This is a genomic window from Mycobacterium sp. WMMD1722 (assembly GCF_049315205.1).
Classification (GTDB): domain Bacteria; phylum Actinomycetota; class Actinomycetes; order Mycobacteriales; family Mycobacteriaceae; genus Mycobacterium.
The window spans coordinates 3397356-3418851 of sequence record NZ_CP186056.1; the positions used below are offsets into that span (position 1 = coordinate 3397356).

21 protein-coding genes are annotated in these 21496 nt (G+C 69.0%); 13 read left to right on the forward strand and 8 right to left on the reverse strand.

Features of this window, described 5'->3' with window-relative positions:
• Positions 1 to 1653, forward strand: a complete 1653-nt coding sequence (fadD12, locus tag ACN27E_RS16240; RefSeq protein WP_422742977.1) for an acyl-CoA ligase FadD12 — start codon at positions 1 to 3, stop codon at positions 1651 to 1653.
• Positions 1646 to 2914, forward strand: a complete 1269-nt coding sequence (locus tag ACN27E_RS16245) for an alpha/beta hydrolase (protein ID WP_422742978.1) — start codon at positions 1646 to 1648, stop codon at positions 2912 to 2914. The genes fadD12 and ACN27E_RS16245 overlap by 8 nt, the downstream gene beginning before the upstream one ends.
• Here the strand turns inward: ACN27E_RS16245 and ACN27E_RS16250 are convergent.
• Both ACN27E_RS16250 and ACN27E_RS16255 read right to left on the reverse strand, forming a co-directional pair.
• A complete protein-coding gene (locus ACN27E_RS16250) occupies positions 2911 to 4329 on the reverse strand; it encodes a WS/DGAT/MGAT family O-acyltransferase (protein WP_422742980.1) in 1419 nt (472 codons plus the stop codon). The genes ACN27E_RS16245 and ACN27E_RS16250 overlap by 4 nt on opposite strands.
• A 28-nt stretch (positions 4330 to 4357) precedes the next feature.
• A complete protein-coding gene (locus ACN27E_RS16255) occupies positions 4358 to 5581 on the reverse strand; it encodes an alpha/beta hydrolase fold domain-containing protein (protein ID WP_422742981.1) in 1224 nt (407 codons plus the stop codon).
• 264 nt (positions 5582 to 5845) lie between these two features.
• Between ACN27E_RS16255 and ACN27E_RS16260 the strand changes: the two genes are divergently transcribed.
• Complete coding sequence (locus tag ACN27E_RS16260) at positions 5846 to 6763, forward strand: alpha/beta hydrolase (protein ID WP_422742983.1); 918 nt, start codon at positions 5846 to 5848, stop codon at positions 6761 to 6763.
• A 31-nt stretch (positions 6764 to 6794) separates the two neighbouring features.
• On the opposite strand, the gene ACN27E_RS16265 is transcribed toward ACN27E_RS16260, so the two are convergent.
• Positions 6795 to 8327, reverse strand: coding sequence for an APC family permease (locus ACN27E_RS16265; protein WP_422742984.1), 1533 nt, complete (start codon positions 8325 to 8327; stop codon positions 6795 to 6797).
• A gap of 160 nt (positions 8328 to 8487) precedes the next feature.
• Here ACN27E_RS16265 and ACN27E_RS16270 point away from each other — a divergent pair, with 160 nt between their 5' ends.
• From ACN27E_RS16270 to ACN27E_RS16315, 10 genes are all read left to right on the forward strand, one after another.
• Positions 8488 to 9765: an aspartate aminotransferase family protein gene (locus ACN27E_RS16270; RefSeq protein ID WP_422742985.1), complete on the forward strand. Its 1278-nt coding sequence runs from the start codon at positions 8488 to 8490 to the stop codon at positions 9763 to 9765.
• A gap of 23 nt (positions 9766 to 9788) precedes the next feature.
• The gene (locus tag ACN27E_RS16275; RefSeq protein ID WP_422749916.1) at positions 9789 to 11303 is read left to right on the forward strand and encodes an aldehyde dehydrogenase family protein; all 1515 of its coding nucleotides are present in this window, start codon (positions 9789 to 9791) and stop codon (positions 11301 to 11303) included.
• A gap of 3 nt (positions 11304 to 11306) precedes the next feature.
• Positions 11307 to 11912, forward strand: a complete 606-nt coding sequence (locus ACN27E_RS16280; protein WP_422742987.1) for a BMC domain-containing protein — start codon at positions 11307 to 11309, stop codon at positions 11910 to 11912.
• Positions 11909 to 12415 (forward strand): hypothetical protein, encoded by a 507-nt coding sequence (locus tag ACN27E_RS16285; RefSeq protein WP_422742988.1) that lies wholly within the window; start codon positions 11909 to 11911, stop codon positions 12413 to 12415. The genes ACN27E_RS16280 and ACN27E_RS16285 overlap by 4 nt, the downstream gene beginning before the upstream one ends.
• A complete protein-coding gene (locus tag ACN27E_RS16290; RefSeq protein ID WP_422742990.1) occupies positions 12412 to 12669 on the forward strand; it encodes a EutN/CcmL family microcompartment protein in 258 nt (85 codons plus the stop codon). Before ACN27E_RS16285 ends, ACN27E_RS16290 begins: the two co-directional genes overlap by 4 nt.
• Positions 12670 to 12679: 10 nt before the next feature.
• On the forward strand, positions 12680 to 12961 hold the full coding sequence (locus tag ACN27E_RS16295) for a BMC domain-containing protein (RefSeq protein WP_422742992.1): 282 nt from the start codon (positions 12680 to 12682) through the stop codon (positions 12959 to 12961).
• 9 nt (positions 12962 to 12970) lie between these two features.
• Positions 12971 to 13636 (forward strand): microcompartment protein, encoded by a 666-nt coding sequence (locus tag ACN27E_RS16300; RefSeq protein WP_422742994.1) that lies wholly within the window; start codon positions 12971 to 12973, stop codon positions 13634 to 13636.
• A complete protein-coding gene (locus tag ACN27E_RS16305) occupies positions 13636 to 14652 on the forward strand; it encodes a phosphotransferase enzyme family protein (RefSeq protein ID WP_422742995.1) in 1017 nt (338 codons plus the stop codon). Before ACN27E_RS16300 ends, ACN27E_RS16305 begins: the two co-directional genes overlap by 1 nt.
• A gap of 50 nt (positions 14653 to 14702) precedes the next feature.
• The gene (fabG, locus tag ACN27E_RS16310; RefSeq protein ID WP_422742996.1) at positions 14703 to 15482 is read left to right on the forward strand and encodes a 3-oxoacyl-ACP reductase FabG; all 780 of its coding nucleotides are present in this window, start codon (positions 14703 to 14705) and stop codon (positions 15480 to 15482) included.
• Positions 15483 to 15555: 73 nt separating this feature from the next.
• Positions 15556 to 16338: a GntR family transcriptional regulator gene (locus ACN27E_RS16315; protein WP_422742998.1), complete on the forward strand. Its 783-nt coding sequence runs from the start codon at positions 15556 to 15558 to the stop codon at positions 16336 to 16338.
• On the opposite strand, the gene ACN27E_RS16320 is transcribed toward ACN27E_RS16315, so the two are convergent.
• The 5 genes from ACN27E_RS16320 to ACN27E_RS16340 form a co-directional block, all read right to left on the reverse strand.
• A complete protein-coding gene (locus ACN27E_RS16320) occupies positions 16310 to 17164 on the reverse strand; it encodes a type II CAAX prenyl endopeptidase Rce1 family protein (protein WP_422742999.1) in 855 nt (284 codons plus the stop codon). The genes ACN27E_RS16315 and ACN27E_RS16320 overlap by 29 nt on opposite strands.
• A 79-nt stretch (positions 17165 to 17243) precedes the next feature.
• Complete coding sequence (locus ACN27E_RS16325; protein WP_422743001.1) at positions 17244 to 17918, reverse strand: cutinase family protein; 675 nt, start codon at positions 17916 to 17918, stop codon at positions 17244 to 17246.
• A 204-nt stretch (positions 17919 to 18122) separates the two neighbouring features.
• Positions 18123 to 19409 (reverse strand): amidohydrolase family protein, encoded by a 1287-nt coding sequence (locus tag ACN27E_RS16330; protein WP_422743002.1) that lies wholly within the window; start codon positions 19407 to 19409, stop codon positions 18123 to 18125.
• A complete protein-coding gene (locus ACN27E_RS16335) occupies positions 19403 to 20479 on the reverse strand; it encodes a CoA transferase (RefSeq protein ID WP_422749918.1) in 1077 nt (358 codons plus the stop codon). Before ACN27E_RS16335 ends, ACN27E_RS16330 begins: the two co-directional genes overlap by 7 nt.
• Positions 20480 to 20522: 43 nt before the next feature.
• Positions 20523 to 21449, reverse strand: coding sequence for an acyl dehydratase (locus tag ACN27E_RS16340; protein ID WP_422749920.1), 927 nt, complete (start codon positions 21447 to 21449; stop codon positions 20523 to 20525).
• Between the last annotated feature and the right edge of the window lie 47 nt (positions 21450 to 21496).

Genomic DNA, 21496 nt, shown 5'->3' on the forward strand with positions numbered 1-21496 from the left:
ATGAGCGTGACCGACCGTCTTACCGCCACCGTCGGGCTCGTCGACGCCATGGTGCGGGCCCGGCTGATGGCCCCCATGCGGCCCGACAAGTACCTGCGCATCGCGGCGGCCATGCGCCGGGAGAACATGGGCATCACGTCGGGATTCGCCAGCGCGGCACAGCGCTGCCCCGACGCGCTGGGGCTCGTCGACGAACTCGGCACCCTGACGTGGCGGCAGATCGACCGGCGCGCGGACGCCCTGGCCGCGGCGCTGCAGGCACTGCCGGCCGGGCAGCCCAAGGTGATCGGCATCATGGCCCGCAACCATCGCGGCTTCGTCGAATCGCTCATCGCGGCCAACCGAATCGGCGCCGACGTCCTGCTGCTCAACACCGCCTTCGCCGGACCCGCGTTGGCCGAGGTCGTCGAGCGTGAGGACGTCGACGCGGTGATCTACGACGAGGAGTTCGCGCCGACCGTCGAACGGGCTGTCGGCGACCGGAACACCGCGCGCATCGTGGCCTGGACCGACGGGCCCCAGGACGGGCCGACCGTCGAGGCACTGATCGCCGAACACCTCGGCCGGACACCGCGGCGGGCCACCTCACGCAGCCGGGTCATCCTGCTGACCTCGGGCACCACCGGAACTCCCAAGGGCGCCAAGCACTCCGGCGGCGGACCGGAGGTGCTGGGCGCCATCCTGCGGCGCACCCCGTGGCGGGCGGAGGAGCCCGTGGTGATCGTCGCGCCGATGTTCCACGCCTGGGGCTTCTCCCAATTGGCGTTCGCGGCATCGCTGGCCTGCCCCATCGTCACCCGGCGGCGCTTCGACCCCGAGGCCACCCTGGCGTTGGTCGACCAGCACCGGGCCACCGGCCTGATCGTCGTCCCGGTGATGTTCGACCGCATCATGGATCTGCCCGAGGACGTCCTCGCCCGCTACAGCGGCCGGACCCTGCGCTTCGCCGCGGCCTCCGGATCCCGGATGCGACCCGACGTGGTGACCCGGTTCATGGACCGCTTCGGCGACGTCATCTACAACAACTACAACGCCACCGAAGCCGGCATGATCGCCACGGCCACCCCGGTGGACCTGCGCGCCGCACCCGATACGGCGGGTACACCGGCCGAGGGCACCGAGATCCGCATCCTCGACCCGGACCTGCGCGAGGTGCCGACCGGTGTCACCGGCAGCATCTACGTGCGCAACTCGACCCAGTTCGACGGCTACACATCCGGATCCGCAAAGGACTTCCACCAGGGCTTCATGGCCAGCGGCGACATCGGCTACCTCGACGACGCCGGGCGGTTGTTCGTGGTGGGCCGCGACGACGAGATGATCGTGTCCGGCGGAGAGAACGTGTACCCGATCGAGGTGGAGAAGACGCTCACCGCACATCCCGGTGTGGCCGAGGCCGCCGTGATCGGCGTCGACGACGAGCAGTACGGTCAACGGCTGGTGGCCTTCGTGGTGCCGACGGCCCCCGGGGTTTCGGACCGCGCCGCCCCGGTTACTCCGGACGAACTGAAATCCCACGTCCGACAGAATCTGGCGAACTACAAAGTGCCGAGAGACATCACGATCCTCGACGAGTTGCCGCGCAACACGACCGGCAAGATCGTCCGCCGCGAACTCCAGGCGAAGGCCGCAGGTCCGAAGACGGATGGCTAGGCACGCACTGCTGCGGCCGCGTCCGCTGCTGACCTCGACCCTCGAACTGGTCAACGCCGCCAACGGAGTTCAGCCCCTGGGCCGTCAGGGCTACATCACCATCCCGACGTTCGCCTTTGGCTGGCCGACGACCGAACTCGCACCGCTGTATCTGACCGGGTCGATACTCGACACGATTCGGCGGGCCCTGCTCGGACACTTCGCCCCGCGCTCGGGCCGGATCGCGTTGGCGGTCAAGGCCGTCACCTGGGGTCTGCTGCTGTTCATCCAGCGGCGCAATGCGAACTCCGAGCGGCATTTCGACGCCGGTCTGCGGGAGGCCCTCGGAGCGGACTACGCCGCGGTGGCCGCCGGATCGGACCCCGCGAAGAAGGCCCGCCGCCGCGCCGGGGTATTCGGCACCGGCTGGTCGCGGCGCCGCTATGTGGGCAAGACCAGCACCGTGCGCTACGGCCCGCATCGCGCGAACGTCGCCGACATCTGGCGACGGTCCGATCTGCCCCGCGACGGACGGGCCCCGGTGCTGTTGCAGGTCCCCGGCGGCGCCTGGGCGATCGGCATGCGCAGGCCGCAGGCGTATCCGCTGCTCAGCCATCTGTCCGAACGGGGCTGGATCTGTGTGTCGATGGGATACCGGATCAGTCCGCGGCACACCTGGCCGGCGCACATCGTCGATGTCAAACGCGCGTTGGCGTGGGTCAAGGAGAACATCGCCGACTACGGGGGCGACCCCGATTTCGTCGCGATCACCGGTGGATCGGCCGGCGGACACCTCACCGCACTGGCGGCCCTGACCCCCGACGATCCGCAATGGCAGCCCGGCTTCGCCGACGCCGACACCTCCGTGGTGGCCGCCGTCCCGGTCTACGGGCGATACGACTGGTTCACCACCGAGGGTGACGGGCGTCCCCAGTTCATTGCATTCCTCCAGAAGTTCGTGGTCAAGAAGCCGTTCCTGGGTAACCGCCGCGAATACCTCGACGCGTCGCCGATCACCCGGCTGCGCGCCGATGCACCGCCGTTCTTCGTGTTGCACGGCACCGACGATTCGATCATCCCGGTGCCCGAAGGCCGCGAGTTCGTCGAAGAACTGCGCAAGGTGTCGACGGCGCCGGTGGCCTTCGCCGAGATTCCGCACGCCCAACACGCATTCGACTTCTTCGGGTCACCGCGCGGGCACTACACCGCGGAGGCAATCGAACGCTTCCTGTCGTGGGTGCACGCCACCCGCGACCGACAGGCCGGTCGCGAGGCCGGCTAAGGAGCCATCGCCTTCTCGACCACCGTGAGTTCCTCCGGAAGCCCTGCGGCACGGCGGATCTCGATGAACGCCTCCACCATCGCATCGGTCAATTCGTGTGGATCGTCGAGGGTCTGCCCGTCGGACAGCACCGAGATGTTGAGCTGGTCGACGTAGCTCCACACCGTGATGTTGAGCCCACTGCCGGTGGTCAGCGGACCCACCGAATAGATCTCGGTGACCAGCGCCCCGCCGACCCGCCCGGGTTCGCGCGGGCCGGGGACGTTGGAGATCGGCAGGTTCAGAACCTTGTTCTGGCCGTCCTTGGTGGCCAGCCACCGGAACAGCGCCTCGGCGGGTGCGGGGGGGAAATACGCCGACCACCGGCTGACGAGTTCGGGGCCCATCAGGTGATGGGTTTCCTTGGCCTCCACCGCGGCGTCGTGGACAGCACGGATGCGCTCCAGTGGATCGGCCAGCTGGATGGGCACCGTCATCATCACGCCGGTGAAGTAGTTTCCGGAGATGCGGTCGCGGGAGAAGTCGAAACTCACCGGAACCGAGGCCAACAGCGGATGGTCGGCGTGTCCGTCGTATGTGAGCGAGAGCGTCCGCAGCGCACCGGCCGAGATACCCAGCACCATGTCGTTGATGGTGACGCCGAGATGCTTCGCGGTCTGTTTGATGTCCGCCAGCGACAGCGTGGCGGTGGCGAATCTGCGGGTGCCGTCGACCATGTGGTTCATGAAGCTCGGCGGCGGGGTGAACGGGCGGGTCAGCTCCGGCGAGAGCTTCTTGTTGCTCTGACTCACCCGCCGCAGACCCTGCGCGGTGTAGCGCATGGTCGCGGGCAGCTTGCCGATCTGGCGGAGGTGATCGCGGAACGCCGTGCGCACCAATTCGTTGCGTCCCGGCGGTGGATCGGTGGCGTAGGAGTCGCGGTCGCGCTGAGGTCCGTTCTGCAGATCCATTCCGCGGGCCATCAGGTTGGCCGAGGCGACGCCGTCGGCGAGTGCGTGGTGGATCTTGCCGAGCACCGCGATCCGCCCGCCGGCCAGACCCTCGATGAAGTACATCTCCCACAGCGGTTTGGTGCGGTCCAGCGGGGTGCTGGCGATTCGGCCCACCGCCTCGTCGAGTTGCCTGCGCTCGCCCGGACTTTCGACGCGCCAGGGGCGGATGTGGTACTCGAGGTCGACCTCGCAGTTCTCCCGCCACATCGGGTGGTGGAATTTGAACGGGATGTCGACCAGCTCGTACCGGAAGGGGTCGAGCTTGTAGAGGCGGCTGTGGATGACCTCGCGGAACTGTTCGACGCCGAATTCGCGGCCGCCGAGTTCGTCGAGTTCGATGACGGCGAGTTTGAGCGTGTGCATGTGCACGTTGGGTGCTTCGCTGTACAGCAGTACCGCGTCCCACCCACTGAGGCGTTTCACGTCGGTGCGCCCTCCTCCCCGGGGGGAGTTAAATTACCTCTTGCGCGCCGACGAGTGACCGGTTGCGGTGGATTTCACGGAGGAACAGACCCACCGCGGTGGCCATCGACTTGGTGCGCGCACCGTCGAGCATGTCGAATCCGTGCCCGGCGCCCGGCAGTTCGATATAGCTCACCGCCGACCGCGACACCGAACGCAGCCGTTCGACGAAATCGCGGGCCTGCTTGACCGGGATGATGGTGTCACCGCTTCCGTGGACCACCAGGAAGGGCGGCGCCGCCGGATGCACGCGGGCGATCGGCGAGGCCTTGCGGAAGATCTCCGGATGCCGGTCGGCCCGGCGGTTGACGACGATCTTCTCGAGGAACTCCATGAAGCGGGCGCGTTCGGCCGTCGAGCGGTCCTCCCAGTCGTAACGGCCGTAGAGTCCGACCACCGCGTCGACCGTGGTGTCGGAACCCTCGGGCAGCTCACTCTGGAATTCGGGATCATTGCCGGTGAGGCCGGCCAGCGCCGCGAGATGGCCGCCGGCCGAGCTGCCGGAGATCGCGACGAAGTTGCGATCCCCACCGAATTTGTCGACGTTGGCCCGAGCCCAGGCGATCGCGGTCTTGACGTCCACGAGGTGCGACGGCCAGCGGTGGTGCGGCGCGACGCGGTAGTCGATCGACAGACAGACCCACCCCTGCGAGGCCAGATGGGCCATCATCTCGTAGCCCTGCAGGATGCGGCTGCCGTGCACCCACGCACCGCCGGGCACGAAGATCAGCACCGGCGCCGGCTCGGTCGGCAGCTCCTTGGGCCGCCACACGTCGAGCAGCTGGGACGGCAGGGGCCCGTACTGCACCGAGGACCGGTACACACTGCGGCGGTGATCGCGCATGTTCCACAGCGGCGGCTTGCTCTCGGGGGCGGGCCAGGTGATCGCCAGGTCCTCGTCGGGCACCACACCGCGCAGCGCGGCCGCGGACACCGCGTGCGTCTGATCGCGTTCCCGACGCTTGATCTCGCCGATGCCGGGGGTGAACATCGAGCGCGCCGTGGAGGCCACGAACTCGGGGGCGATCCGCAGACCGAAGATGCTCATCGCCGCGGCGACGCCGAGCGGCTCGAGACGTTTGCCGACAACCGGCAGTGACGCCGAGGCGACGCTCATGGCCAGCAGGTAATCAGCCGGACTCGCCTCCATCAGCCACTTGGCACGCGTCCAGGCGGTGGGCCCTGGATACCGGACATCCGGTCGCACGGTCATGGCGCGAACCATACCCCCGCGCAGACCCTCCGAACCCCAAGATCACGGGTTTGTTCATCTCGATATTTACGCCGCTTTTCGTAATCTGGCTCACATTGTGGGTTGACCACCGGTTATCCGCCCGTTCGTTTTCTCGACATGCGTCAATTCGCGATAAGGACGTCGAGCGTGGCGTTTTCGGCGGCGCGCCACATTTGCCCGGGGCCCTTCCCGCCGACCGTTGGCGCCGGGTGTAGACGATTGCGGTGCGGTACAACTTGTCGGGTGCCGGACACCTCAGCCTCCCGCCAGCCCAGACCCGACTTCCATCCCGAGTTGGGCAAGATCGCCCGCTATCTGCCTCGACGGGCCGTCACGCCGGTGACGCTGCCGATCATGCGGATGGCCACCCGGGTGATGGGCCGGCGTACCCCAGCCGACATCGAACAGCTGACGCTGGCCTCTGGGGTGACGGTCCGGCTGTTCCGCCCGGTCGGGGTTGCGGTGCCGGCCCCGGCCCTGCTCTGGATTCACGGTGGCGGCTACATCATCGGGACGGCGGCCCAGGATGACGAACTGTGTCGACGCTTCTCACGGGAACTCGGCATCACCGTCGTCTCGGTGGATTACCGGCTGGCCCCCGAGCACCCCTATCCGGTACCGCTGGAGGACTGCTACCGCGCGCTGATCTGGCTGACGGCGCTGCCGTCGGTCGACGCCGACCGGGTGGCGATCGGCGGTGCGAGCGCCGGCGGCGGTTTGGCCGCGGCGCTGGCGCTGCTGGCTCGCGACCGGGGTGAGGTGTCGCCGGCCGCCCAGCTGCTGGTGTATCCGATGATCGACGACCGGACGGTCGACCGCGACGACCTGGACAACCCGGGTCACCGCCTGTGGAACCAGTCCAGCAATCGCTTCGGCTGGACGGCCTATCTCGGCGACGCCGACCGAAACGTCGCCGTACCGGCCCGCCGCGAGGACCTCGCGGGCCTGCCGCCGGCCTGGATCGGCGTCGGCACGTTGGACCTGTTCCACGACGAGGATCTGGCGTACGCCGAACGGCTGCGGGCGGCCGGCGTGCCCTGTGAGGTGGAAGTGGTCCAGGGTGCCTTCCACGGCTTCGACGGAGTCGTGCCGAAAGCCGACGTGTCCCAGAACTTCTTCCGCAGCCAATGCGCCGCACTGCGGCAGGCGTTCGCCGGCTGATCCTCGTCGTGGAGGTCTTCGGAAACCGCTGCTAGTCGCGGATCTCCGCGTCCTCGAAGTGGGTCCGGCCGATCATCTCGTAACGGCGCGTATCCCGCAGCTTGAAGTAGGTGGCCATCAGCGCACCGAACGCGAACAGCCCCACCACGATCCACGGCGTCACCTGGAACAACAGGGTGCCCGACGCCGTACCCGCCGCCGCATCCTTGTGCTCCCACAGCAGATAGACGACGTAGAGCATGCCGAGCCCGCCGAGCAGGGGCGCGAGGAACGTCTTGAACCAGTGCGCACTCGACGGATGGTTCTTGTGGAAGTGGAAGTACGCGATGACGGCGAAGGCGCACAGCGACTGCACGATCAGGATCGCCATCGTGCCCAGGATCGCCAGCAGGGTGTACATGTGCACGTACGGATCCATACCCGCGGCGAGGAACGCCAGGATGATCACCAGCGTGATACCGCTCTGCACGAACGAGGCGATGTGCGGCGATCCGTGCTTGTCGTGCGTCGCACCGAGCGTCCGCTGCAGACCCAGCGACAGACCCTCACGACCGAGCGCGTACAGATAGCGCGACGCGCAGTTGTGGAAAGCCATGCCACAGGCGAACGACCCCGTCACCAGCAGGATGTTGAACATCGTGATGGCCCACTCGCCGTAGGTGCTGCGCACCGGGCCGAAGAAGATCTCCGACGAGGTGTCGGCACTCTGGGCCAGGTCGATCGCCTGCTGGGGTCCGGTGCCGGCGATCGCCATCCAGGACACGAAGACGTAGAACAGGCCGACACCCAGAACCGCGATCATGGTGGCGCGCGGGATGATTCGCTTGGGATCGCGCGATTCCTCGCCGTACATCGCGGTCGACTCGAATCCGACCCACGACCAGAACGCGAAGAACAGGCCGAGTCCGGCGCTGGCGCCGGCGACGGCGGCGGGGGTGAAGGCGCCGATCGGGTTGAGCGTCTCGGCGACGGCGAACCCGTCCGGGCCGCCGCCCTTGAAGAGGACCGCCAGCGCGCCGAGGGCGAGCATGACGATCTCCGTCACCAGGAAGACCCCGAGCACCTTCGCGGTGAGGTTGACGTCGAAGTAGGTGAGGATCGCGTTGAGCGCCAGCATGGCCAGCGCCGGGATCACCCAGTGGATGTCCACCCCGAACTGCGAGGACAGGAAGTTCTTGAAGAAGAACGAGAAGATGCCGATCAGCGAGGCCTCGAACACGACGTAGGCCATGGTGATCAGCAGACCGCTGGCCATGCCCATGATCCGGCCCAGCCCCTGGGAGATGTAGCCGTAGAAGGCGCCGGTGGCGGTGATGTGCTTGGCCATGGTCGCGTAGCCGATGGCGAACAGCCCCAGGACGACGGTGGCGACGAGATAACCGGCGGGCGCATGCGAACCGTTTCCGAAGCCGACGGCGATCGGAACGTTGCCGACCATCGCCGTGATGGGAGCGGCGGTGGCCACCGCCATGAAGATGACACCGATGGTGCCGACGGCGTTACGCTTGAGCCGTTGTATGCCCTGACCGGTGTGTTCGTTCGGTGTAACGGCTTGATCCGTCATCTACGGAGATGCCTTCCTGCGCGAGGAGCTGAGGGTCCACCACGGTTGCTGTGGCCTGCGCCACACGTGGACCGCTTGAGATATTGGCACTACCAATGCGCCGACGCAAGCGTATGAGCCAACCATTGACTTGAATGGTCTGACCTTTTACGGTGGCGGGGTGTACGACTACGGCACGTTCTCGTTCGAATCCAAGACCCAGGTGTTGGAGCGCGCGAAGACGTTCTGGAACCCGGACAAGACGCAGTTCTGGACCGACGCCGGGGTCGACCTGGTCATCGACCGGCGCGAAGATTACTTCCTCTGGGACATGAGCGGGCGCCGGCTGATCGACATGCACCTCAACGGGGGGACCTACAACCTCGGCCACCGCAATCCCGAGGTGATGGCCGCGGTCAAGCAGGGCATGGACATCTTCGACGTCGGCAATCATCACTTTCCGTCGGTGGCGCGTACCGCGCTCGCCCAGCGGCTGGTGGAGACCGCGCCCGACTCGATCAAGAAGGTCGCCTTCGGATCCGGCGGCGGCGAGGCGATCGACATCGCGCTCAAGAGCGCCCGGCACGCCACCGGCCGCCGCAAGATCGTGTCGATCATCAAGGCCTACCACGGCCACACCGGACTTGCCGTGGCCACCGGTGACGAGCGCTTCGCCAAACTGTTCCTGTCCGACCGACCCGACGAGTTCATCCAGGTGCCCTTCGGCGACATCGCCGCGATGGAGCAGGCGCTGTCGGGCAACGACGTCGCCGCGGTCATCATGGAGACCATCCCGGCGACCTACGGATTCCCGCTTCCCCCACCGGGTTACCTCGAGGCGGTCTTCGGTCTGACGCGCACCTACGGCGCCCTCTACATCGCCGACGAGGTCCAGACCGGGCTCATGCGCACCGGCGAACTGTGGGCGATCACCAAACACGGCATCGAGCCCGACATCCTGGTCACCGGCAAGGGTCTGTCCGGCGGTGTGTATCCGATCACCGCGGCACTGCTCGGCGACCGGGCCGCGCGCTGGCTCGACCAGGACGGCTTCGCCCACATCTCCACCTTCGGCGGAGCCGAGCTGGGCTGTGTGGCCGCCATCAAGACCCTCGAGATCACCACCCGCCCCGAGGTCCGCTCGATGGTGCACTACATCGCCGACATCTTCGACGCTGGGTTGCACCGGATCCAGCGAGACCATCCGGACTGGTTCATCGGCATCCGGCAGAACGGTGTGGTGATCGGATTGGAGTTCGACCACCCCGAAGGGGCGAAGTTCGTCATGCGCGAGCTCTACGAGAACGGCGTGTGGGCGATCTTCTCCACGCTGGATCCCCGCGTCCTGCAGTTCAAACCGGGTCTGCTGCTGGGGCGCGACCTGTGTGAGGACGTGCTCGACCGCGTCGAAGTGGCGGTGGCCCGGGCCAAGACCGCGGCCGGAAGGGGACGACGGTGAACGCGAACCCCGCAGCGGGACACATGCTCGAGCGGGCCCGGTGGGCAGCCCGCGCCTACGGCGAGTACGACCAGGCGTCGGTCGCGGCGATCGTCACCGCGGTGGCCGACGCCGCGTACGCCTCCGCCGAGCGGTTCGCCGCCGAGGCGGTCGCCGAGACCGGCATGGGGGTGGTGGCCGACAAGGTCGTCAAGAACCGCGCATGCTCGCGCGGCATCGTGGAGTTCTACCGCGGCCAGGACTATGTGAGCCCCCGGGTCGATTCGGCGAGCAAGATCGTCGAGATCGCCCGGCCCGCAGGTGTGGTGCTGGCCCTGACCCCGACCACCAACCCGGTGTCCACGGTGTTCTTCAAGGTGCTGCTGGCCCTGATGACCCGCAACGCGGTGGTGGTGGCGCCGCACCCGCGGGCCAAGCGGTGTTCGGCCGACGCCGCGCGTCTGCTCGCCGACGCCGCCACGGCGGCCGGCGCACCCGACGGCATCGTGCAGGTGGTCGACGAGCCGTCGATCCCGCTGGTCGAGGCGCTGATGGCCGACGACCGCACCGACGTCATCGTCGCCACCGGCGGTACCGGCGTAGTGCGCGCAGCCTATTCGTCGGGCACCCCGGCGCTGGGTGTCGGACCCGGCAACGTGCCGGTGTTCGTCGAGGGCAGCGCCGATATCGCTGCCGCGGCCAAACACATCGTCGACAGCAAGGCGTTCGACAATTCGGTGCTGTGCACCAACGAGTCGGTGCTGATCGCCGAGGAGTCGGTCGCCGGCGCGTTGAGCTCGGCGCTCACCCGGGCCGGCGCGCACATCCTCGACGCGGACGGCGCCGACCGCCTGCGCGCCTTCATGTTCGCCGGCGGCACCCTCAACACCGACGTCGTGGGCCGCGACGCGGCGTGGATCGCCGGACAGGCCGGCCTGCGGGTGACCCCCAAGACCCGTGTGCTGATCGCGCCGTTCGCGCACGTCATCGGTGAAGAGATGTTCACCCACGAGAAGCTCTCGCCGGTGCTCGGGATGACCACCGTGCCCGACGCCGGGCGCGGCATCCGGGCGGCTCGTGCCGTCGTACGAATCGGCGGCGCCGGACACTCGGCCGCCATCCACAGCGAGAACGCCTCGGTGATCACCGAATTCGCGACGCAGGTGCCGGTGCTGCGGGTGTCGGTCAACGTGGGCAACAGCACCGGCAGCTCCGGGCTGGACACCAATCTCGCGCCGTCGATGACGATCGGCACCGGCTTCGTCGGGCGCAGTTCCATCGGCGAGAACCTGCGGCCCGACAACCTGCTCAACTGGACCCGCATCGCCTACAACAGTGACCCCGCCGTCGTGATGCCCCAGTTCGCCGGGATCAATCCGTGGCGCAACCCGGTGGGCCCGGTTCCGGAGTACCCGCGCGCCTCCAACGACCGTGACGCACCGGCGCCGGTGCGTCCGGCCCCGTCGGTCAGCCGCCCGGCCGACCCGAGCTACCAGGCCCTGCGGGCCGAGTTGCGGGCGCTGGTGGTCGAAGAACTCGCACAACTGATCAAGAGGTGAGTCGTGGCTGAACTGCGTTCCTTCATCTTCATCGACCGGCTGCAGCCGCAGACCATGTCCTATCTGGGCACCTGGATCAAGGGTGCGCTGCCGCGGGCGAACATGGCGGCCCAGATCATCGAGGTCGCCCCCGGTCTGGACATCGAGGGCGTCACCGACGTGGCGCTCAAACACGCCGACGTCAAAGCCGGGATCCTGGTCGTGGAGCGGCAATTCGGCTACCTGGAGTTCCACGGTGAGACCGGGTCGGTCAAGGCGGCAGCTGACGCAGCACTGGAATCCCTCGGCGGAGAACGTGATTCGGCTGTCCGTCCGACGATCCTGGCCTCACGAATCATCTCCAGCATCGACCACCAGCACGCATTCCTGATCAACCGCAACAAGATCGGATCGATGGTGCTGGCGGGCGAGTCGCTGTTCGTTCTCGAGGTCGCCCCCGCGTCCTACGCGATCCTGGCCACCAACGAGGCCGAGAAGGCCGCCGACGTCAAGGTCGTGGACTTCCGGATGATCGGCGCCACCGGCCGGGTGTATCTGTCCGGCGCCGAGGCCGATGTTCGACAGGCCGCCGATGCGGCGCGTGACGCGCTGGCGCGGAGCACGACGTGAACGGGATCGATCGCGAGACCCTGCGCGCCCTGGTGCGCGAGGTGGTCCGCGACGCGGTCCGGGAACTGCCCCGCCCGGCGGGGTCGAGTGCCCCGGCGCCCACTCCCCCGCCGCCGCCGGCCGCTGTCTCGGTGGCCGAGCAGATCGGTGTGGTGCCGACCGGGCCACTGGCCGCCGACGAGAAGCACCGCACCGAGACGGTCCGGTTGGCCACCGACCGCGACCTGGACGCGTTCGTCCGGAACCTGTTGCGGCTGTTCGAGAATCCGAAGAACCGTGCCGATCTCAAAGCCGGCCGGCTGACGTTCCGGCTGGCCGGTACGCCGGCCACCGGCGCCGGCCAGACCCGGCGCATCGACAGCGGCGCCGTCACCGAACGCCACATCGCCGACATCGCCGCCGCGGGCTCCTCGCTGGTGCTCGGCCGACGCGCGGTCCTCACCCCGCTGGCCCGGGAGAAGGCCAGGGCGCTTGGGGTCTCGATCGAGAAGGAGCGCAGATGATTTCCGCGACCGTCATCGGCAGTGTGTGGTCCACCCGCCGCATCGAGGGCATCCCGGCCGGCGCCTTCCTCGAGGTCGAGGTCGACGGATCCGGGGGCCGGCTGGTGGCCTTCGACGTGCTCGGCACCGGTGTCGGGGAGCGGGTGCTCATCGCGCAGGGCTCGGTCGCGGCGAACTGGTTCACCGGCACCCCACCACCCGTCGACGCCCTGATCATCGGATCGATCGACACCCAACCTGTAACAACCGATTGAAGGAGAAACCATGCCCAGCAACGCGATCGGTCTGATCGAGACCAAAGGCTATGTGGCCGCGCTGGCTGCCGCCGACGCGATGGTCAAGGCCGCGAACGTGAGCATCACCGACCGCCAGCAGGTGGGCGACGGTCTGGTCGCCGTGGTGGTCACCGGTGAGGTCGGCGCGGTGAAAGCCGCGACCGAGGCCGGTGCCGAGGCCGCCTCGCAGGTCGGCGAACTCGTCAGCGTCCACGTCATCCCGCGGCCGCACAGCGAGCTCGGCGCCCACTTCGCCGTCGCCGCGTCGTAATCCGTCTCTATGGCTGCGACCGACACCGGACCACCGACGCAGACGCGCACCGACATCCGCGTCTACCTGCTGGTCGAAGATCTGCAACGGCAGTTCGCCGCCTACCTCGGCACGCCCACCCGGGCCCGGGGTTATCCGCCGTACGAAGGTGAGCACGCGCTGATCGTCGAGGTGTCACCCGCCCTGGCGATCGAGCGGGTGATTGACCTCGCGCTGCGCGAGGTGCCCGGCATCCAGCCCGGAATCCTCTACGTCGAGCGCCAGTTCGGTGTGCTGGAGATCCATTCGGCCGACCTCGCCGATGTCCGCCGGGCCGGACAGGCCATCCTCGACGGCACCGGCAACAAGGCCGAAGACCAGCTGCGGCCGCGGGTGCTCTACCACGACATCATCGAAGACATCACCGACCAGCACGCGGTGATCCTCAACCGCAACCGCCAGGCCTCGATGATCATGCCCGGTCAGTCACTGCTCGTGTACGAGATGACGCCCGCGCTGTTCGCGGCCGTCGCGGCGAACGAAGCCGAACGGGCGGCGCCGGGTCTTACGGTGGTGGACGTGCAGATGATCGGTGCCGCGGGGCGGCTCTACATCGGCGGCTCGGTCGCGGACGTCACCGTGGCGCGGGACCGCATCACCACGGTGCTGGCCGCCATCGAGGGGCGGGATCACTGATGGCCGGCGGCGAGGGTGAGGTGATCGCCGACGACGTCCACGTCGCAGAGGAGGCGCTCGCCGAGTACGACCTGGCGCCGAACTCGACGCTGCGGCTGTTGAACCTCTCCGAGAACGCCACCTACCTGGTCGAGGACCCGGACAGCGACGCCCGCTCCATCCTGCGGGTGCACCGCAAGAACTATCACCGGTGCCACGAGATCGAGTCGGAACTGGACTGGCTGGAGGCGCTGCGGGCGGACAGCGATGTCACCGTACCCACGGTGCTGCCCACCCGTGACGGCCGCCGGGTGGTCACCGTCGGCCCCAACGAGAACACCGGCGGAACACCGCGCTACGTCGTGCATTTCGACATGGTCGCCGGAGCCGAACCCGACGAGGGCACCGTCACCCTCGACGATTTCCACACCCTCGGCCGGATCACCGCGGCGTTGCACGACCATTCGCAGTCCTGGACCCGGCCGGACACCTTCGGGCGGTTCTCCTGGGACTGGGAGCACTGTCTGGGTGGCCTGCCGCGGTGGGGCCGCTGGCAGGACGCCGCAGGGGTCGGCGCGGAGGAGAGCCATCTGCTGGGCCGCGCCGAGGAGCTCTTGCGTCGGCGGCTCGAGGACTACGGCAGCGGGCCCGAACGGTTCGGACTGGTGCACGCCGACCTACGGTTGGCGAATCTGCTGGTGGACGGATCCACCATCACGGTCATCGACTTCGACGACTGTGGCTTCGGCTGGTTCTTCTACGACTTCGGCACCGCGGTGTCCTTCATCGAGGACGATCCGGCCCTGCCCGAATGGCAGGCGTCCTGGGTGCAGGGGTATCGCAGCCGCCGCCCGATGACCGCCGCCGACGAGGACATGCTGGCCTCGTTCGTCCTGTTGCGCCGTCTGCTGCTGCTGGCTTGGATGGGAACCCACAGCCACTCCAAGGAGTCGCAGACCAAGGCGGTCAGCTACGCCGCGGGCAGCTGCGGCCTGGCCGAGCGGTACCTGAGCACCAACGGCCACCGGCTGGCCTAACGCTCACCAGCCCTTCTCAGATCCGTCACTTCGAGAGCACAGGACACCACATGTTCAACTCACTGCAGGGCCGCACGGCGATCGTCACCGGTGGCAGCAAGGGCATCGGCCGCGGCATCGCGCAGGTGTTCGCCGACGCCGGGGTCAACGTCGTCATCACCGGTCGGCAGCAGGCCGACATCGACACCTGTGTCGAGGCGCTGGCCGGTAGGCCCGGCGCCGTGAGCGGCCTCGCCGCGGACGTGGCCGACCCGCAAGCCTGCCGCCGCGTCGTCGACGCCGCGATCGAACGGCACGGTGGACTGGACATCGTCTGCGCGAATGCGGGGATCTTCCCGTCGGCACGGCTGGCGGAACTGACCGCCGAGGATCTCGAGCAGGTCCTCTCGGTGAACTTCAAGGGCACCGTGTACATCGTGCAGGCCGCGCTCGACGCGCTGGCCGCCAGCGGACACGGCCGGGTCATCATGACGTCGTCGATCACCGGTCCGTTCACCGGCTATCCGGGCTGGTCGCACTACGGTGCCAGCAAATCCGCGCAGCTCGGCTTCATGCGCACCGCGGCAATGGAGTTGGCGCCCAAGGGAATCACGATCAACGCCGTTCTGCCGGGCAACATCGTCACCGAGGGCCTGATCGACATGGGCGAGGACTACATGACCCAGATGGCCTCGGCGGTCCCGGCCGGGCGGTTGGGGGCCGTCGAAGACATCGGTAACGCTGCGCTGTTCTTCGCCACCGACGAGGCGGCGTACATCACCGGCCAGTCCCTGGTCGTCGACGGCGGGCAGATCCTGCCCGAATCGCATATGGCGATCGCCGAGTTGTGACCGGATATCCGGATAGAATTGGTTCTACCAAAATACGTGTGACGACGTAGGCGACATTCGGGGAGGTCCGCCGGTGCCCACGCACAGCGAGGAGTTGCGGCGGCGGATCGTGGCCGACATCAACGCCGGAAGCCCCGGCACGAAGCTCGGCAGCGAACGCGATCTGGCCGAACGGTACGGCACCAGCCGCTCGAGCCTGCGGCAGGTGCTGGCGGCGTTGGAGGAGGCCGGGCTGGTGCACCGGGTCATCGGCCGCGCCGGCGGAATCTTCATCAGCCACGCCCAGGTCGAACGCAGTCTGGCCGACGTGGTCGGGGTTCCGGCGTTCCTCGCCAACCAGGGGTACGTCGCCGGGACGCGGGTGATGTCGACCAAGATCGCACCGCCCGACACGACCACCCAGGCCGCCCTGCGGTTGGGTGCGGGCGACTTCGTGGTCGAGATCCAGCGGCTGCGCCTGGCCGATGGGTCACCGATCTCGCTGGAGCTGGCGCAGTTTCCCGCCGATGCCTTCCCCGGACTCCTCGAACAGCAGCTCGGCGGGTCGATCTACGAGGTGCTGGAGACCCAGTACGGCCTGGTGACCGGACGTGCCGACGAACGCATCGAAGCGGTGAGCGCCACCAATACCGAGGCATCGCTGCTGGGCGTGAAACCCAAATCGGCGCTGCTGCTGATCACCCGCGTCACCTACGACGCCGAAGGCACCCCGTGCGAATTCTCCCGTGACCTGTTCCGCGGCGACCGGATCTATCTGGCGGTGACCGCACAGGGCCGCGGCATCGCCAAAGGCATGGGCGAACGGTCCGACGCGAACACCGCCTCGGTCACCCTGCAGAGCCAACTGGCGGTGTGACGCCGCTGGTCGGCCGGTCCGACCGTGGTTCGGCGGCCCGCCACCGCCCGGCGATCAGCAGTCCGCAGACCACCGGCGTCATCGCCACGATGTAGAGCACCGTGCTCACCGTGACCGACAGGGCACCGCCGGTCAGCGTGTTCAGACCGACCGCCACGACGAGATTCCCGCCGCCGTGCACGATGGTCGACGGCCACACCGAACCGGTTGCGCCCCAGACGAATCCGATGACGAACTCCAGCATGATCGACAACGGCACCCACAGCAGCATGGCGATGAACGCCTCCCCGGCATCGACGTGGGCGCCGAAGTACCCGACCCACGGCAACGGCCAGTGCCATACCCCCCAGATCAGCCCGGTGAGGAAGGTGGTGGCGACGGGCCGGCCGGGTAGCAGCCGGTCGCGCAGATAGGCGGTCCAGCCGAACTCTTCGCCGAAGAAGAGCGGTGCTGCCAGCAGCGGAATGACCGGGATGGCGACGAGGAACAGCAGGTGGTCCGACCAGACGGTCGCGGCGGGACTCCAATACCCGGTCCCCCAGGCCAGGGCCAGACCGAGGACGAGGAACAGCGGTGACACCGCCACCGCGAGCAGGTAGACGCGCCAGTGCTTCCGCAGCCGTGGCCGCAATCCGGCGTCGGCGAATCCTTCGCGGGTGACCCACCGTCGCACCACCACCGCCGCCAGCGCCGGGATGAAGGCGGCGGTGGTCAATTGGATGACCGGATCGTCCATGGTCCGGCCGAGCGCGCCGACGGCCGCCCACGACAGCCAGGCGGGTACGAACGACAGCGCCAGATACCAGGCGACTCCGCGCGATCTCATGAGTCGATTCCACAAGAGATCCCCTCGCGGGGCGAACCGGGCAGCCCCGGGCCCGGCGTGGGGGTCATCCCCCGGGCGGTCAGGAGGTCAACCGGCCCGCCGCGTAATCCGCCCCCTGGTCGGTCAGTGGCCCGGTGTAGGTCCCCGGATTGTGGACGGCGAAGTTCAGCCCGTCCGAACACACCGGATCCTCCGGGGCGCAGAGCTGGATGGTCTTGTCCTGGTACAGCGGACCGATGACCACCGGCGGTTCGCCGAGGAAGTTCATCGCCCGCACGTTGGGCAGCCCGAACAGCGTGACCGCTGCGACGTGTTCGGCGATCTCGGGCTGCAGCGGTTTGGGCACCGTGGCCGGATCGACGCCGTCAGGCACCGCCTCCGAGGTCACGAAACCCATCACCGCCGCCCCCTGGGAGTAGCCACCGAGCACCATCTCGGTATCCGGGCAGGTATCGGCCACGCTGAGCACCCGGGCCCCGGCGTCGCGGACGCCGTCGGCCCCGGTGGACCACTGATCGGACGCGGGATAGTTCACCGGATAGACCGACAGCGTCCGGTCGCCGATCCGGCCACGCAGGGCGTCGACGAAGGCTTCGCCGGTCGGCCCGAGGCCAGGGGCCTCGTGCGTGCCGCGGGCGAACAGCACCTCGACGTCCGGGCAGGGTGCGGCCGATGCGGAGGCGACCACCCCCGCCGGACCGACCAGCGACGTGGCCGTGGCGGCGATGGCGAGCACGGTGAGATCGAGCCGCATGAATCCTCCGTTCCTGCCCGGGTGTGAGTATCCCGCAGCAGCATTCTCGTTAGTCAGACTAATAGGAGCAAGGCGCACCGCTGAGTCGCGACACAACGAGGCCAACACCGCAGGCGCCGCCCCGCATTCCATGATCTGCCACATCGGCCCGCAGCACCTGTTCAGCCGGCGCGACACCCCACCCGCCGAGACGAACGCGATGACTCAGCGGTGGTGCACGATCTCACCCGCGAGGATGACGGCACGCACCGCCCCGGCGTCCAGTTCGGCGAGTACCTGACGCGGAGCGGCCGCGAGCACCAGCAGATCTCCCGGCTGCCCCGGCCGCACCGCGCGCGGAACGTCCGGCCGCCGGCCGGAGCCGCTGAACAACGCCAACGCCGTCGGTGCGTCGACCCGCTCGTGCGGACCCAGGACGACGCCATCGGGCGTGCGGCGCGACACCGCCGCCCGCATGGCCGCCCACGGGTCACCGCGCCCGAACGGCGTATCGGTCGACAACGCCACCCGCACGCCGGCGTCGACCAGTGTCGCGACCCGCCACAGTTCGTCGTGCTCGTCGGCGGGCACCTCGACCAGATACCGGTCGCCGCGCTCGGCGACGAAGTTGGGCTGGGTGACCACCGTGACGCCCAGTTCGGCGAGGTCGGGCACGCAGTCGGCGGGGACCACCGCGGCATGCTCGATCCGGTCGCGGTCATGCATCCCCGCGGCGCGCAGCGCCGCGATCGCCACCACCAGTTGTGCACCGGTGACACAGTGCAGCGCCACCGGTACCTCCCCGGCGTGGCGGAGCCGGACCCAGTCGGTGAGTTCGGCGAGGTCCAGCGCGTCGTCGTGCAGGATTCGTTTTCCGGGCGCCAGCACATGCAACCGCTGCACGAGCTCACCCGACCGCCGGGCGGCGTGGAGATCGTCGGGATCGGAACCCGGTGTGGCGTCGGTGATTCCGGTGACGCCGTAGCCGAGCAGCTGCCGGCTCCATGCGCCGAGCTCGAGCTCGCGTCGTTGCGCGCGCCAGCTGTGGTCGGCGCTGCGCAGCCGACCGTCGGGATGGTCGGCCAGACCGAGGCGCCGCAGGCCCGCCGAGTTGACCGTCCACAGCACACCGGAACGGTGCTGGATGCGCACCGGCACCTCCGGTGCGAGCTCGTCGAGGGCGCGGCGGTCCAGCGGGCCGGCCGCCGCCTCGTGGTAGTCGATCGCCCGGATCCACCCGTCCTCACCCACCGCCGCGGCGCGCAGCGCCGCACCGAGTCCGGCCCGGTCGGTGACGGTGTCGGGGCCGACCCGCAGCGAACCGGAGGCGGCGGCCGCCGAACGGATGTGGACGTGGTGATCGTGCAGCCCCGGCACCACCGTCATGGCATCGGCATCCAGCACCACCTCACCGCGACGCCGGGCCAGGGTGTCGGCCACCGCGTCGATCCGGTCGCCGACGCGGATGTCGACCCGGCTGCCGTCCAAGAGGGTGGCGCGGCGGATCAGCATGGCGCCGTGCGGACGTCGATGAACTCGTCGACGACCGCGTTGTCGGCGCCCAGGGCGGCGGCGCGGCCTCGTACCCGCGGCCGGCGTGGGGTCAGCGCCACCTCACTTTCGGACGGCAGTGCGGCATAGCCGGCCGCGACGTCGGCCATCGCGATGTCGACCAGTTCGCCGCCACCCCGGGACACCGACTCCGCGACGGCGACCGCGGCCCGCAATCCGGTCAGCGGATCGGCGATCGCATCGCCGAGGAACGCGGGTCCGTCGCCGACCAGTCCGCCGGCCACCGCCGCGTCGTCGCCGAATGCGACCCACTCAGCCGGCGGTCCGACGGCGCCGTATCCGGTGATGCGGACCCAGACCCGGCCGTCGCGCGGGGGCAGTCGATCGGCGCCGAGACCCCGACGCGCCAAGGCGGCCGAACGCGATCCCTCGATGACCACATCGGCCACCGCGAGCAGGGCGCGGATTCGTGGATCTCCGAGATCGTTTGCGTAGCTCAGCTTTCCGGCGTTCATCCAGTCGAAGAACTCGGGTGCACCCGCGCGGGGGCCGTCCGGCCGGGCCCGGCTCTCCACCTTGACCACCCGGGCCCCGGCCTGCGTGAGTAGCCGGCCGCACAGCGGACCGGCCCACAGCGATGCCAGCTCGACCACCAGCAGATCGTCCAGCGGCCGGACGGCTGACCGGGCGCCGACCCGGCGGACCGTCGGTTCGGCGGGCGGCGTCTCCCCGGGGATCGCGGCCGGCAGCCCGAGCAGCCGCGCCCGGTCGACAGCCTGCGCCGCGGTTCGGCCGGCCGCCCAGCGGGTGACAGCGGGCCAGGGGTCGTCGTCGACCTCGTCGGCCTCGATCAGCGCGGGGACCGCCTCGGCGTCGGCGGGGCGCGACAGGGTCAGGGCGAGCCACCCGTCGCGGGTGGACAGCAGGCGGGAGCCGCCACCGGCGGACACCCGCCCGGGTGCAGGCAGGCCGAGCAGTCCGGCCCGGCCGGTGAGGAGTTCGGTCGCGTCGAGGGGAACCGGCAGCCGGTCGGCGAGCCGCTGCGCGCCGGTGAGCACCGCCGCTGCCATCCGCCACGCGCTCACCCGTTCATTGTGCTCAGTTCCGGTGGGCTCAGAACTGCAGGGCGGAGAACCGCCAGTCCAGCACCTGGCGGTCCTCCGCGCCACCGGCGCCGTCGACCGCGAACACCACCGAGCGCAGCTGCAGTACCCCGCCGCGACCCCCGGGCAGCGGGGTCGCGCCGTCGACGTGCAATTCGCTGTAGAGGGTGTCGCCTTCGTGCACCGGACCCGTGTGGTCGCAGGACTCCCACCCCAGGACGGTCACCAGATCGGGCAGCAACCGGGTGGCCTGGGCCAGGGCCAGTCCGATCGGATGCCCGCCGTACACCAGACGTTGCCCACCCGAGCGCGAATCATGGTGTACCGCAGCAATGTTCAAGGTGATCCTGGCCAGCTCCGGCGCACTGCTGACCACGTCGGCGGTGCCCTGCAGCACCGCACCGGCCAGGCTGGGATCGAAATGCGGACCAGGCACCCGGGAACGGTAGGCCTCGGCGTCCCAGCCGGCCGTCGGGTCCGGTGGGGCGACGGCGTCGGATCCGATCGCCGACAGGTCGTCGGCGTGCCCGGTGTCGGGTGCGCCGTCGCTCATCGGCAGCATCGCGCAGCGATAGAAGTCCAGAACCAGGTGGCCGGCCTGATCCACGGTGGTCATCCGCAACGCCGCCAGGCCGGTGCGCGCGCGGCCCGGCTTCGCCGAATTCTGCCGTAGGGCCACCACCTCGGTCCGGGTGGACAGCGTGTCGCCGATCACCGGATACCGGTGGAACACCAGACCGCGGTAGAAGAGATTCGCCTTCACCCGGTGGGTGACCAGGGTCGACTGGCCGATCGCCACGTCGCAGACGAACGCCGGATGCGCCGGCGGGACGGGTGAGCCGGTGACGGCCGCGGCGAGGTCGGCGTCCAGCGTGAGCCGGAGCCGGTCCCCGAGGATCGATTGGTGCACCGCAGCCGAGCCGCTGGTCAGCGTCATCGACGGGGCGGTGTCGAAGACCTGGCCGACGTGGAGATCGTCGAAGA

Bases quoted from the DNA above. Each gene is read 5' to 3' on its own strand.
- fadD12 (WP_422742977.1), top strand. From the start codon at position 1: ATGAGCGTGACCGACCGTCTTACCGCCACCGTCGGGCTCGTCGACGCC.
- ACN27E_RS16245 (WP_422742978.1), top strand. From the start codon at position 1,646: ATGGCTAGGCACGCACTGCTGCGGCCGCGTCCGCTGCTGACCTCGACC.
- ACN27E_RS16255 (WP_422742981.1), bottom strand. From the start codon at position 5,581: ATGACCGTGCGACCGGATGTCCGGTATCCAGGGCCCACCGCCTGGACG.
- ACN27E_RS16265 (WP_422742984.1), bottom strand. From the start codon at position 8,327: ATGACGGATCAAGCCGTTACACCGAACGAACACACCGGTCAGGGCATA.
- ACN27E_RS16275 (WP_422749916.1), top strand. From the start codon at position 9,789: ATGCTCGAGCGGGCCCGGTGGGCAGCCCGCGCCTACGGCGAGTACGAC.
- ACN27E_RS16290 (WP_422742990.1), top strand. From the start codon at position 12,412: ATGATTTCCGCGACCGTCATCGGCAGTGTGTGGTCCACCCGCCGCATC.
- ACN27E_RS16295 (WP_422742992.1), top strand. From the start codon at position 12,680: ATGCCCAGCAACGCGATCGGTCTGATCGAGACCAAAGGCTATGTGGCC.
- ACN27E_RS16300 (WP_422742994.1), top strand. From the start codon at position 12,971: ATGGCTGCGACCGACACCGGACCACCGACGCAGACGCGCACCGACATC.
- ACN27E_RS16305 (WP_422742995.1), top strand. From the start codon at position 13,636: ATGGCCGGCGGCGAGGGTGAGGTGATCGCCGACGACGTCCACGTCGCA.
- fabG (WP_422742996.1), top strand. From the start codon at position 14,703: ATGTTCAACTCACTGCAGGGCCGCACGGCGATCGTCACCGGTGGCAGC.
- ACN27E_RS16320 (WP_422742999.1), bottom strand. From the start codon at position 17,164: ATGAGATCGCGCGGAGTCGCCTGGTATCTGGCGCTGTCGTTCGTACCC.
- ACN27E_RS16325 (WP_422743001.1), bottom strand. From the start codon at position 17,918: ATGCGGCTCGATCTCACCGTGCTCGCCATCGCCGCCACGGCCACGTCG.
- ACN27E_RS16330 (WP_422743002.1), bottom strand. From the start codon at position 19,409: ATGCTGATCCGCCGCGCCACCCTCTTGGACGGCAGCCGGGTCGACATC.
- ACN27E_RS16335 (WP_422749918.1), bottom strand. From the start codon at position 20,479: ATGGCAGCGGCGGTGCTCACCGGCGCGCAGCGGCTCGCCGACCGGCTG.
- ACN27E_RS16340 (WP_422749920.1), bottom strand. From the start codon at position 21,449: ATGACGCTGACCAGCGGCTCGGCTGCGGTGCACCAATCGATCCTCGGG.